Raw genomic sequence first — 13,284 nt, forward strand, 5'->3', positions numbered from 1 at the left:
TTTGCGTAGTGCCATTAAGTATAGAATTTATCCTAATGTCAAACAAAAAGAATTGATTCATAAACACTTTGGTTGTTTTCGTGTTGTCTATAATCATTTCTTAGATTACAGACAGAAACAATTTGCATTAGGCATTAAAGAAACATACTTTACAATGCAAAAACAACTCACAATCTTGAAAGCACAACAAGATTATCAATATCTCAATGAATGTAATTCTCAATCCTTACAAATGGCATTGAGGCAACTTGTGAGTGCATTTGATAATTTCTTTGCCAAAAGAGCTCAATATCCTAGATTCAAATCCAAAAAACATTCCAAGCAATCCTTTGCCATTCCACAAAATATAATTTTAGACCCTCTTACAAAAAGAGTGATTATTCCAAAATTCAAAGAGGGAATAAAGACAAGAATTCATAGGAAACTCCCTAATGGAGCAGTTATAAAACAAGCCTTTATTTCTTGTGTAGCAGATGAATATTATATTTCTTTGAGTTATGAAACAAATGAGCCTATACCTAAATCCAAAATTATAAAAAATGCAGTGGGTTTAGATATGGGCTTAGAATCTTTGCTTATAAGAAGTGATGGAGTTGTATATCAAACACAGAAATTCTTAAAAGACAAAGAAGCTAAGCTTATAAAATACCAAAGGAGATTAAGCAAAAAGAAAAAAGGCTCAAACAATCAAAAAAAAGCTGTCAAAAAAGTAGCAAAAGTGCATTTAGAAATACTAAGAGCTAGAGAGGATTATCTCCATAAAATCAGCGATGAGATAACCAATCAATATGATTTTATAGGATTAGAAACTCTCAATGTAAAGGGGATGATTAGAAATAAACATCTATCAAAATCTATTGCTAATGTTGCATGGGGCAAATTGATTTCTATGCTTATCTATAAAGCAGAAAAAAAGGGAAAAACTCTTATGCAAGTGGATAAATTTTTTCCTAGTTCTCAAATATGCAGTTATTGTGGCACTAATACAGGTAAAAAGCCACTTCATATTAGAAGCTTTACTTGTCCTCAATGTCATACAAAACACAATAGAGACCTCAATGCAGCTATCAATATAAGAAACTATGCACTAGGCATTATTGATGATAGATATAAAATCAAATTAGATAAATCTAGGGTAGGGATTACCCGAAGTTACGCTTGTGGAGATAGCACTAGCGGGGTATCAAAGTATGGAAACATCATTGATACTAGCTATCTATCGCAGAAACAAGAAGCCCAAGTGTCTTTAGCACTTGGGTGATTCACGAATAGGTGTGTTTGACAAAACCTATAAGAGTCGTAAATGGTTCTTTGATTATAATTCTAATCCTCAAAAGGTAGTTGATTTTTGTAATCTATGTGTTTTTGATTCTTTTGATGAAAAAGATTTAAAATACCTATACAGAATTTTCTTTTACACTGCAAGACCTTTAATTAAGTATAATCTTTTACATGATTTAAAAAACAATCTAAAACAATCATTAAATAATTTTTTTTCGTAAATTACAATAGTTTAAACAGACATATTTAAAAGCTGATTTTTTTTATTATCTGCTTTATCTGTATTTGTAGAATTGCTTTGTTCTTCTTTTTCAGCTTTAACCTCTATTTTTTCTTTTTTTTCTTGAAATTTCAAAGAAAAATCTATAGTTTGTCTATTGACTTCACTTTTGCCAAAATTTACGGTGTCTATAACACCACAAGGCGTTACAAGTATCATTTGCATTGTCCTCTTAGTTTGCAAAGCTTATAGTCAATATTATCAGTATAAATACCTTGATTATTGCATTTGCTATAATCTGCACCATATTGATACACTAAAACACAACCCTCATAATGTGGTTGAACTATAGGTTGTTGAGATACAGTAATCTTTGCTAAAGCAACACTAGATAATAAAGCAATGACTGCTAAACCTAAGATAATTTTTTTCATTTTTTCTCCTTTTTATGATTTAAATCATAAATATTATATATTGTATATATCGACAAAATTAATAAAAACTTTAATTTATTAAAACAAATTTATCTGATTTTATTTATAAAAGTATTAATTTTTTGAAAAAATTGCCCTTGGTTTTTGGCAGTGAAAAGTTTGAGATTGAATAAAGAGTAATGAGAAATCATAAAAGATGATTTTTATATAAAACTCAAATATAAAATTTTTATAGAAACTAAAATTTTTATATTTATATGATTTTATATTGAAAAAGCTTAATGTATAGGGCTTATTTTAGAATTTTCTAAAATAAGCGAGGTTTTAAAGTCTTAATATTTTCTTTTGAAATCGTCTGTCAAACCAAGCACCACCATAGCCTAAATTTAAATTATCTTGTAATTTAACCCCATTTTCATAGGTGTAAAGAAATCCAAATATTAAACTCTATTGTTTTTCTACATAATGATTTAAATTTTTATATTTTCAAGCCTTAATATCTATACTTTTTGGTGCAGAATTTAAAGAAAGGATTTTATTAAATTCTCCTGCATCATCATCACTAAATTTCATACCAAAAAGAAGTTCTAATTCTTTACTAGTGCTAAATTTACCTTCTAATAGTTTTTTTACAAGCTCGTTTCTTGTACTATCATCTTTATAAGTTTCTTTGTTTTTACTTTCGCCTTGTATGGGTGTGAAAGGTTTTTCTTTGTTTTCTTCTGAATTTTTTTGCGATGAATTAATATTTCTAAAATCGACTAAATATTTTTGTTGAAGCTCAAGATATTTTGTTTTAAATTCGTCTATATTTTTGCTTGTATGAAAGAGTTTAGTATAAGCTTCATCATAACTCACCCCATCAACTTCCATCCAATGGGGTGATTTTGTATTTTCATCTATCCATTTAAATAAGCTTTTAACCTCAGATTCTGAAAATTCATTTTTCCTAAGTTTATCTTCTATTGATCCTTCAACCAATTCTACTTTATCGCTTAGTTTCACATAATCCTTGTACACATTTATAAAACTATTACCAAGTTTTTCTCTTGCTTCTTTTGTAAGCTCAGGATTTCCATTTTCAATAATTTCATCTCTAATTTTAGTAAGTGTCTGTAGAGGATTATTTCCAAAATATCTATTAAAAGAACTTAAAGTAATCATCTTGCATACCACCCTCCAAGAGCAGACTCCATTTGCCCTTTGTATTTGTTTGCCATTTCTTTAATAATTATATTATTATTTAACATAGGGCTAGAATTAAATTTATACATTTGCTGAGTTTGTGTATCATATGCTCCAACTCCATAAGTGAAAAGAACATAAGGTTTTCCTAAATCAGAAACTTTTACTTGTCTTTTAACTGTATATACAGGAAGGATAGAGAGAGAATTTTGTGTTACTTGTAAAAATGCTGTAAATCTATTTTTACTAGGATTTGAGCAAGATGTTTGATCTATACCACAAAGCCCTTGTGGAGCGTTTGCATTGCCTTGAAGGTAGTTTGCCATATATTGCAATTCTCCTTCAGTGTATTTTGCTATGGCATATAGTTCATCTGCTGGATTCCATTGAGTTCCATTATGTAAGAACACAACTTGATACCCACCCTTAACTTGTTTTTGCTCATCAAGGCTAAGAACTTTAACCCCTTTGCTATTATCACTGATTGCACCATTGCTAATTTTAGCTAATAAATCATCAGCTAAAGCAGAGCTTATAAACAAAGAATTTAAAATAGCAAGACTTAGTAGTTTTTTAAACATTTTAGTTCCTTATTTTAAAATATAGCATGATTTATTTTATCATAGAAAATATTTTAAATCAAATTTAATAAAGCATTATATTATAGATATTTAAAAAAATATATAATGATTTTATGGGATTTATGAAAGTTTTTGTTTTTTATAAAATATTTTTTATAAAATGTGTAAAATTGTAATAAAGCTAACTTAAATTATAGATAAATAATTTTTTTTATGCTTATTATCTCTGTATATATTAAAACAATACATTAGTATCTTAATCTTGTATGCATTAAATTCTTTACATAAAAATGCAAAAAGCTCTATACAAACTAGGTGTTATTTCTGTATAAAGCTTTTAAATTATCATAAGCGATTTGAATTTTTTCAAACTGCTCCCTGCAATAAGCTTGTTCTAAAGCACTCTTACCTTGATAAAAATCAGGATGATAAAGTTTGACCATTATAAGATATTTTTGCCTTATTTCACTCAAATCATTTTGCGGGGTGCATTCTAAAACATTAAAATAATTGCTAAAAAGCTTAGCTAAGGCATTAAATTTCCACTTCATGCCCTCTTTTTTATGCAAATTCTCACGAAAATTTTTATATTCATTTTTATCAATATCAAAATTCACACAATATTTTAAATGCTCACTTTCATCAGCAAAGGCTTCAAAAAGCTCCAAAGTTATTGCATCTTTGTATTCAAGAATTAAGACTAAATTGTCCTCGTTGTATTCGATTTTATGATTTTTAAAATAATTTTTCATATAGCTTATAAAAATTTTTTCATGGGAGCTGAATTTCATTAAAATATTTCCTGCTGTAAAATTCACCTTAATGAAAAGCATAGGTTTTAATGTATTTGCTTGTTCAAAATTAAGTTTTATAGTTTTAAAATGTGCATCTTGAATATTTTTAATCCCTTCATTATCATCTTTTAAATATTTTTTATTTAAAACCTTTAAAAAATACTTTCTTTGAGGGATTTCACTCTCTTCAAAAAATGAAAAAATCTTATTCTTTCTTCCTATAACTTTTGAAAAATTTTTTGTAATTAAATTCTTAAAATAATAAAAAATCGAAATATCATCTGTATTGATATTAATCGTTTCTAAGGTCTGAACAACTTGCATTTGATTTCTCCCATAAAGACGCACACTCATTAGGTAAGCTTGTGTCTTTTAATTTTTCATTGGGTGTATAATCGGCTTTATAAGATAAAGATTGACACTTTTTAACAAAATATCCCAAATAAATGTATTTTAAATTTTCACTTTTTGCAATTTGAATTTCACTCAAAAGAGAAAATTTACCCAATGAAAGATGTGAAAAATCCGGATCATAAAAACAATAAATGCTTGAAATTCCATCTTCTAAAATATCGATTAAATCCACACAAACAAGTTTTTCTCCTATATAAAAATCAAGCTCATAACCAAAGTCTAAAGCACCATCGATATAAAGATTATAATATTGTTTAAAATTAACATCATATTTCTTCCAGCCCCTTTTTTCTTCCATAAAGCGATGATATTTATCGTATAAAAAAAGATGTTCATTGTTTAAAGCAGGTTTTCTTAAAACAACTTTAGTATTTTGATTCTTGTTTAAAACCCGCCTTTCACTTTTAGAAAATTCATATTCTTTGGCTAAAATTCTAAGACTTAAACATTCATTACAGCCATCACAAATCGGTCTTGAAAAATATTTTCCAAATCTCCTCCAACCTCTACAAATTAATTCCCAATTAAGCTTTTGCGAACAATTTTCTATGTATTTGTATTCCACTCTTGTCAATTTATTTTCCAAATAAGGACAAGCGTCTTCTAAGGTGCAAAAGCCTATTTCTTGCATTAAAAAATCTTCTTTATATCAGAATCTTCAATAAATTTTTCAAATTCATCTCTAAGTTTTTCTTCTTTTAAAAACACTTCTTGCATTTGCTTATCAATTGAGTCTTCATAATCCTCCTTTGGCTTTGTTTTTGCGGTATAATTTTTATTTTTATCAGTATTTTGACTTGAATTAAACCTTGTTTTTTTATGCTCTACTTTTTGTTCTTTGATTAATTCTTTTTTAATTTGCTTCAAACTATCTAAAAAATCCATTATTTTCTACTCTCTCTAATCTTTTTAAGCGTAGCCGCAATCGCTGCAATCACTTCTTCTTTATTATCTTGATGACGATCCTCTGTATTTTCTAAAAGCTCTTTCATATGTGTTTCAATAAAAGAAGTGTCAAAATATCCCCTTCTAAATTCTCTAGTTTTAGTAATGGCAATCAAAAAAGGTATGGTTGTTCTTATATCTGTGATGATGAATTCCTTCAAAGCTCTTTCAAGTTTATTAACCGCTAAATCAAAACTTGTTGCTTTAATGATAAGTTTTGCAAGCAAAGAATCATAAAAAGGCGGGACTTTATAGTCCTTATAAATATGACTATCCACTCTTACAGAGGGTCCTAAAGCAGGGTAATACTCGCCAATTTTACCCGGACTTGGGATAAAATTTTTCCACACATTTTCTGCGGTGATTCTTGCTTCTATCGCAAAACCTCTAGGCTTAATATCGCTTTGCTCTAAATCCAAAATTTCTCCTCCTGCAATACGAATTTGACGCACAATCAAATCAACTCCGGTAATTTCTTCTGTAACAGGGTGCTCAACTTGAATTCTTGTGTTCATTTCCATAAAATAAAAGCGATTGTAATCATCGAGCAAAAATTCCACAGTTCCTACATTAGTATATCCCACAGCTTTAGCTGCTGCAATTGCAGTAACGCCTATGGTCTTTCTAAGATGTTCTGAAATTCCCGGACAAGGAGCAATTTCTATAATCTTTTGATGTCTTCTTTGTATAGAGCAATCCCTTTCACAAAGATGAATGATATTGCCATAATTATCACCTAAAATTTGAAATTCAATATGACGCGGACTGACAACATATTTTTCCATAAAAACTTCATCATTTCCAAAAAAAGTTAAAGCCTCTCTCTTGCAAGAATCTAAAGCATTTTCTAATTCTTCTTGTTTATAAACCACACGAATCCCGCGTCCTCCTCCTCCTCCACTTGCCTTTAAAATCACAGGATAGCCGATTTTTTCTGCAAAAACCTTAATCTCATCTAAGCCATAAGAATTGAGCTTTTCTGTGCCGGGTACAATAGGAATTCCATTGCTTGCCATCAATTTTCTAGCAATATTTTTATTACCCATTTTACGAATGACTTCAGATCTTGGTCCTATGAAAATAATCCCACTATCCTCACAAGCCTTTGCAAATTCATAATTTTCACTCAAAAAACCATATCCCGGATGCACAGCATCCGCACTACAAGCTTTAGCAATCTCTATAATTCTAGCAATATCTAAATATCCTCTTATCGCATCTGTTCCTATTCTATAAGCCTCATCAGCAATCTTTACATGCAAACAATCCCCATCAGGTTCTGTAAAAAGTGCTACGCTTTTAATGTGTAAATCCCTACAAGCTCTAATAATTCTAACAGCGATTTCACCACGATTTGCAATTAAAATTTTGTGTATTTGTATCATAAAACAACCTTAAAAAATTTTTTCAATTTTAGCAAAATTAAGTTTAAAAAATATTAGCATATTTTAAGTATAATAAATTTTTAAAATTTTATTGCAAAAAAAGTTACAAATAATGACAAAATCTAAGAAGTTTATTTTCATAAAAATTTAGGCTCTAAATGGTTGTTGATAAAAAATTATTTTATTTAAGTTCGATTTTAATCACCATAGGCATAGTTTTTTCTTATTCTTTAAGTGCTTTTACTGTGCTTTATTTTGGATACAATGAATTTCATTTTTTTATACGTCAATTATTTTTTGGCGTGAGTGGAATTTTAATTATGTTTTTTATTTCTCAACTCAATCCCGATAAAGAAAGCTCAAAAAAACTCATTTTGGGTGTTTTGATTGTTTCTTTTCTTTGTATTATTGTTCTGCCTTTCTTACCCTCTTCTTTAGCCACAGCAAGTGGGGGTGCAAAACGTTGGATTCGCTTTGGTCCTGTTTCTATCTCTCCGGTTGAATTTTTTAAAATAGGACTGATTTATTTTCTCGCTTGGAGTTATACCAGACGCATTGACGATAGCAAAAAGGTCCTTAAACATGAAATTCTTATTCTTTTGCCTTATTGTATCGTTGCAACCATTGTTATAGGCTATATTTATATCACGCAAAATGACTTAGGACAAAGCGTGATTTCTTTTTTTCTTATTTTTGCTTTAGCTTTTTTTGCTGGTGCAAGTAAAAGACTCTTTGCTTTTGGGACTTTGGTGGTCATGATGATAGGCATTATGGTCATTTTTAGCAATCAAAGAAGAATTCAAAGAATAGCAAACTGGTGGGGCAATATCCAAGATGCCTTTTTACCTCTATTACCCGAATCTTTAGCATCTGTTTTAAGGGTAAGTACAAACAACGAACCTTACCAAATTTCACACTCTCTCAATGCCATAGCACATGGAGGCATGTTTGGCGAGGGACTGGGACTTGGAATTTTTAAATTAGGATTTTTAAGCGAGGTACATACAGATTTTGTGCTTTCAGGAATCACTGAAGAAATTGGGCTTTTTGGGCTTGGAATCATTTGCATAATCTATCTTTGGATGATTTTAAGAATTTTTAGAATCGCTGGACGTTGCGAAAAAAAAGAATATTTTATCTTTTGTTCAGGCATCGCGTTGCTTTTGCTTTTTTCTTTTTTTATGAATGCATTTGGAATCATCTCTTTAACACCCCTTAAAGGAGTTGCTGTGCCACTTTTAAGTTATGGAGGAAGTTCAATGTGGGCAATTTGCATAGGACTTGGCTATGTTTTAATGATTTCTAAAAAGGTGAAATTATGATAGCTCTTACAGGCGGGGGAACCGGCGGACATCTTAGTATTGTTAATTCTTTGTTGCAAAGTGCTTCAAAACAAAATTTAGAATGCATTTATATAGGAAGTGAAAATGGACAGGATAAAAAATGGTTTGAGAATCAAATTCTTTTTAAGGCTCAATATTTTTTAAATTCAACCGGGGTTGTTAATCAAAACAAACTAGGTAAAATCAGAGCTCTAAGCCATATTTTAAAACTTGCTTTTGAATGCAAAAAAATCTTTAAAAATCATAAAATCAAAGCTGTATTTAGCGTAGGTGGATACAGCGCAGCTCCAGCTTCTTTTGGGGCGATTTTAGCAAATATTCCTCTTTTTATTCACGAGCAAAATTCTAAAAAAGGGAGTTTAAACACTCTTTTAAAACCTTTTTCAAAAATTTTTTTTAGTGCCTTTGAAGAAAATTTTTGTCCCTATCCTGTTGATGAAAAATTCTTTCAAAATGCAAGGACACGTGATAAATTAGAAACAATCATTTTTCTAGGAGGCTCTCAAGGAGCAAATTTCATCAATAAACTTGCCCTTGAACTTGCTCCGATTCTTCATCAAAATAAGATAAAAATCATTCATCAATGTGGCAAAAATGACCTTGAATTTTGCAAAAAAAATTATAAAAATTTAGACATTGAAGCTGATGTTTTTGATTTCAGTAAAAATTTAGAATCAAAAATGCAAAAAGCGGATTTAGCTGTGTCAAGAGCTGGAGCAAGCACTCTTTTTGAATTATGTGCTAATGAGCTTCCTAGTATTTTTATCCCTTATCCTTATGCGACTAAAAATCATCAATTTTTCAATGCAAAATTTCTAGAAGATAAAAATTTATGCAAAATTTTTACAGAAAAAGATTTCAATAAAGCCCTATTTTTAGAAAGTATTTTTAAACTTGATTTAAAATTTATCAGTCAAAATTTAAAGGGACAAGTTTCACCAAATGCGGCAGATTTTATGCTTAAGAGACTTAAAGAAGTTGTAAAATTATAACATCAACTCTTCATCTTCCTCCTTGCAAGTCCCATTTGTTCATAAGCATCAATCTCTTTTTTATAAGAATTTGAAATTTTCTTAAGCTCTTTGTTTAAAAAACTTATATTTTCAACACTTGCATTTACATTAGAAGCGAGAGCTGCAATAAATTCAAGTTTGTGTTTGGTTTTTTCATCGAGCTGTTTAGAAGTTTTTGAACCAAGTTTGTGAGTTTGCACAAAAAGTTTGATAAGCTCTTTAAGCTCATTATTGTCTAATCTTGTATTTTTTGCCGATTCTATCATTTTATCTAAATCTGTGCTGAATTTTTTATTTTTGATTTGCGTTTGAGGTTTTGAATGTGATGTTTTATGAGATTTTTTTCCTTCATTAAGAATCAAATACGCAACCACAGCCAAAAAAGATAATAAAAATAAAGCTACAACTAAAATAATCCAAAACATAAATCAAAGCCTACCGACAAATTGAGATTTTCTACGAGCTAAAACACCTAAAAACACCATAATAATAAAACTCCAATACACATAAGATGGGATTTGAGCCGCTTCACCTGCTGCATAAGAATGCATTCCAACTAAAAAATAATTGACTCCAAAATAAGTCATAATGATAGACCAATACGCAAACATAGAGCTTAAAGCAAAATTAAATTGATTAGAATATTTTGGAATCATTCTTATATGCAAAATAGCAGCATAAATGAGTATGCTGATTAATGCCCAAGTTTCTTTAGAGTCCCAACTCCAATATCTTCCCCAGCTTTCATTTGCCCAAATTGCACCTAAAAAATTCCCTATTGTGAGCAAACAAAGTCCTAAAATCATCGCCATTTCATTAATTCTAGTCGCTTCTGTGATATTTCTTAAAATATTTTCATTGTATTTACCTTCCCTTGTAAGAAAACACATAAGGATTAAAACAAAAATTCCAAGCAAGGCACAAAGTCCTAAAAATCCATAACTAGCCGTAATAACAGAGACATGGATACTCAACCAATGAGAATTCAATACAGGCATTAAATTTGTAATTTGCGGATTCATTTCTCCTAAATGTGCGACAAAAAGGACAATACCTGCTAAAATTGAAGTTAAAGAAAGTGCGAGAGGACTTTTTCTTGAAAAGAAAATTCCAGAAAGTGCTAAAGCCCAAGAAATATAAACCATGCTTTCATATGCATTACTCCAAGGTGCGTGGTCTGCAAGATAAGCTCTTAAACAAAGCCCTAAAGTATGGATTAAAAATACCACGATATTAAAGATATAAACGCTTTTAAAAATTAAATTAATCTTAAGCTTAGGATTGAGCATTTTTGCAAGCACCAATACAAAAAGTAAAAAACCTGCAAGCAAATAAACAGATGTGAGTTTAACAAAAATTTGAGCATGATTGATAAAAATTTCAGTCTTAATCTTTGTTTGACTCGGTATAAGCTCATATCCCACCTTGTTTTGATACTCTTTAATAAGCTCTAAAGCACTATCAGCCTTTGTCCAATCCTTGCTTTTTAAAGCTTCATCTACTGCATTAAAATAATTTTGAATCAAAGAAAATACTATTTCTTTTTCTTGACCTTTGAGATTCTCAATCGCACTAAAAGGGGCAAGCCAAGTATTGTTTTTATCGTTTTGAACAGGGATAAAACGAAACAATTCTCCGCTAAAAACAAGATTAACGATATTAGCCCTGTCATCGAGATTAAGCAATTCTTTATCAAAAACCCCTCTGGCATTTGGATTTTTGCGATTAGCATTTTCTACATATTTTTGGAGTTTATATTGTTGTTTTTCCACATCAAAAAAATCTATATAAGAAATATAGTCCTTACTTTCAACCCCTAAAATTTTAGCAATTTCATCGCGAACAGCCTGATTTTTAGGCATCAAAATGATCGGCTCTTTTTGCCAATTTTCTATACCGACCATCATAGAAAGCATAATAGCGTTTGCATCTTGTCCCTTATAACTCATATTTTTATAAAGCTTCTCTAAAACTTCTTTAGCCATGGTATCAAAAGGCACCATTCTGCCACCATTTTTTTGCAAGATAAGAGTGCTAAGCTTTTTAGAATGCTCAGGATTAATTTGTGGTAAAGAATCCGTATGAGCTAAAGCTTGAGAGCTTCCAAATAAAAGAAAAACACCCAAAACAAAACCCGCTGTATTTTTTAATGCATCTTTATTGATAAGTTGAGCTAAAGTTCTAAATCTTGAATGAGGATTTAAAAAATTTAAAAACATTCCAAGACAAAGCAAAAAATAACCTATATAGGTAGGAATTTTACCCGGGTCCTTATTGACAGAAAGTCTTGTCCCTAACTCATCTTGATCATAAGAGCTTTGATAAAACCTATATCCTTCATAATCTAAAACATTATTCATAAAAATCCTATAATTAAATTCTTTATCCTTATTTTTCACAATGACCTCACTTGCATAAGAAGCCGCGGACATAGACCCCGGATAACGATCAAGTACAAAATCTTTTAAATAAATTTCAAAGGGTAATTCCCTATAAGAAATATTCCAAGAAATAAAAAATTTCTGTCCTCCAAGCACAATTGAAACAGGTTTTGAATACTCAAAAATATAAAAATCTTGCTTTTCATCTTTATAAGAAAGTTCAAGCTTTAAAGCATTTTGTCCCTTAAGTTCTAAGGGTTGATAGCTCGTACTCATTGCAAAATCCTTTAAATTTAAAAGCGTTGAATTTTTCCAATTTTGAGGCTCGCCAAAACTTGAAATTAACAAAGTTCTCATCAATTCAAGCCAAGAAGCTTTAAACCAAAGCCAAAAATTTTCATCTTGCGGTCTATTTTTACCCTCTATACTTTCTTTAGCGTGTAAAGAAACAAATTTAACAACAAAATTAAGATCTTTAAGTTCGTAAAGTCTTCTTTGTTTGCTGTCTGCTTTTTCATTAGCTTTTAAAAGAGAATTGACGCCATCTTGCATACTCAAAAATTTTAAATCCTCACTTGAACTTAGTTCTAAATTTTCATTGATTTTTACAAAAGGAGCCTTAATTTTAGTCTGTGTTTCATCATTTAAAAAAGCAAAATTAACGCCATTAATCTTTTTAATTTCACCTTTTTTAAACTCAATTTCTTCCCCTTGTTGCCCATTTTGCGAAAGCATTAAAACAAGCAAAGCTTCACCATTTTGATCCTCATTAAAAGCATAATTTGCATCTAAAATTAAATCTTTGTATTTTAGTTGTGCTTTATCGTTTCCTAAATTTAAACTCAAATCAAAAGAATTAACAAAAGGCAAAACCGCTATATCTTTATCCATCGCTACACTATAAAGTTCTCCATCTTTTACAGCAGAGATTCTTAAAAAGGATTTAGAGCTTTCAACCAAAGAGCTTGATTCGTTTTCTCTAATGTTTATGAATCCTTCAAAGCCTCCATATCTTGTCATGGCTGCACCTAAAAGTATCAGTAAAAATGAAAAATGAAAAATCATTAAAGGCAGTTTTTTAAGCCCGAACATCTTGTATCTAAACATTCCGCAAAGTAAATTGATACCAAGTAAAAGCTGAATATAACCAAACCAAGCTGTCCCATAAACCATAGCCCAAGCTGTCGGAGTTTTATACGCACTTTCAATGAAAGTTGCTAAAGCACAAGCAAGTGCAAAAAGTAAAAACAATACAATAGAGATTCTCAAATCTCCAATACTTTTAACAATAGATTTCATTCAATTTTT

General features: G+C 30.1%; 13 protein-coding genes. 3 read left to right on the top strand and 10 right to left on the bottom strand.

Annotated features, from left to right (window positions below; all coding sequences use genetic code 11):
• Nucleotide 1: 1 nt before the first annotated feature.
• Complete coding sequence (locus CCUN_RS06230) at nt 2-1,261, top strand: RNA-guided endonuclease InsQ/TnpB family protein (RefSeq protein ID WP_027305407.1); 1,260 nt, start codon at nt 2-4, stop codon at nt 1,259-1,261.
• Nucleotides 1,262-1,513: 252 nt separating this feature from the next.
• Here the strand turns inward: CCUN_RS06230 and CCUN_RS06240 are convergent, their stop codons facing one another.
• From CCUN_RS06240 to CCUN_RS06275, 8 genes are all read right to left on the bottom strand, one after another.
• Nucleotides 1,514-1,720, bottom strand: a complete 207-nt coding sequence (locus CCUN_RS06240) for a hypothetical protein (protein ID WP_027305406.1) — start codon at nt 1,718-1,720, stop codon at nt 1,514-1,516.
• Nucleotides 1,717-1,935, bottom strand: coding sequence for a hypothetical protein (locus CCUN_RS06245; protein ID WP_027305405.1), 219 nt, complete (start codon nt 1,933-1,935; stop codon nt 1,717-1,719). Before CCUN_RS06245 ends, CCUN_RS06240 begins: the two co-directional genes overlap by 4 nt.
• 486 nt (nt 1,936-2,421) lie before the next feature.
• Complete coding sequence (locus tag CCUN_RS06250) at nt 2,422-3,099, bottom strand: hypothetical protein (protein ID WP_027305404.1); 678 nt, start codon at nt 3,097-3,099, stop codon at nt 2,422-2,424.
• Nucleotides 3,096-3,701, bottom strand: coding sequence for a hypothetical protein (locus CCUN_RS06255; protein WP_027305403.1), 606 nt, complete (start codon nt 3,699-3,701; stop codon nt 3,096-3,098). Before CCUN_RS06255 ends, CCUN_RS06250 begins: the two co-directional genes overlap by 4 nt.
• Nucleotides 3,702-4,012: 311 nt before the next feature.
• Nucleotides 4,013-4,819, bottom strand: coding sequence for an adenylosuccinate lyase (locus tag CCUN_RS06260; RefSeq protein ID WP_027305402.1), 807 nt, complete (start codon nt 4,817-4,819; stop codon nt 4,013-4,015).
• Nucleotides 4,788-5,540, bottom strand: coding sequence for an arginyltransferase (locus CCUN_RS06265; protein ID WP_027305401.1), 753 nt, complete (start codon nt 5,538-5,540; stop codon nt 4,788-4,790). The genes CCUN_RS06260 and CCUN_RS06265 overlap by 32 nt, the downstream gene beginning before the upstream one ends.
• Nucleotides 5,540-5,794, bottom strand: coding sequence for a hypothetical protein (locus tag CCUN_RS06270; protein ID WP_027305400.1), 255 nt, complete (start codon nt 5,792-5,794; stop codon nt 5,540-5,542). Before CCUN_RS06270 ends, CCUN_RS06265 begins: the two co-directional genes overlap by 1 nt.
• Nucleotides 5,794-7,239: an acetyl-CoA carboxylase subunit A gene (locus CCUN_RS06275; RefSeq protein ID WP_027305399.1), complete on the bottom strand. Its 1,446-nt coding sequence runs from the start codon at nt 7,237-7,239 to the stop codon at nt 5,794-5,796. The genes CCUN_RS06270 and CCUN_RS06275 overlap by 1 nt, the downstream gene beginning before the upstream one ends.
• A gap of 158 nt (nt 7,240-7,397) precedes the next feature.
• On the opposite strand from CCUN_RS06275, the gene ftsW reads away from it, so the two are divergent.
• Together ftsW and CCUN_RS06285 are read left to right on the top strand one after the other, a co-directional pair.
• Nucleotides 7,398-8,561 carry a putative lipid II flippase FtsW gene (ftsW, locus tag CCUN_RS06280; protein ID WP_027305398.1) on the top strand — a complete coding sequence of 388 codons (1,164 nt, stop codon included), beginning with the start codon at nt 7,398-7,400 and terminating at the stop codon, nt 8,559-8,561.
• Nucleotides 8,555-9,574 carry a UDP-N-acetylglucosamine--N-acetylmuramyl-(pentapeptide) pyrophosphoryl-undecaprenol N-acetylglucosamine transferase gene (locus CCUN_RS06285; protein ID WP_027305397.1) on the top strand — a complete coding sequence of 340 codons (1,020 nt, stop codon included), beginning with the start codon at nt 8,555-8,557 and terminating at the stop codon, nt 9,572-9,574. The genes ftsW and CCUN_RS06285 overlap by 7 nt, the downstream gene beginning before the upstream one ends.
• A gap of 2 nt (nt 9,575-9,576) precedes the next feature.
• Here CCUN_RS06285 and CCUN_RS06290 read toward each other — a convergent pair whose 3' ends face one another.
• Together CCUN_RS06290 and CCUN_RS06295 are read right to left on the bottom strand one after the other, a co-directional pair.
• Nucleotides 9,577-10,020 carry a hypothetical protein gene (locus tag CCUN_RS06290; protein ID WP_027305396.1) on the bottom strand — a complete coding sequence of 148 codons (444 nt, stop codon included), beginning with the start codon at nt 10,018-10,020 and terminating at the stop codon, nt 9,577-9,579.
• A gap of 3 nt (nt 10,021-10,023) precedes the next feature.
• The gene (locus CCUN_RS06295; protein ID WP_027305395.1) at nt 10,024-13,275 is read right to left on the bottom strand and encodes a cytochrome c biogenesis protein; all 3,252 of its coding nucleotides are present in this window, start codon (nt 13,273-13,275) and stop codon (nt 10,024-10,026) included.
• Nucleotides 13,276-13,284 lie beyond the last annotated feature (9 nt).

Origin of the sequence: Campylobacter cuniculorum DSM 23162 = LMG 24588 (assembly GCF_002104335.1) — a bacterium.
GTDB lineage: Bacteria > Campylobacterota > Campylobacteria > Campylobacterales > Campylobacteraceae > Campylobacter_D > Campylobacter_D cuniculorum.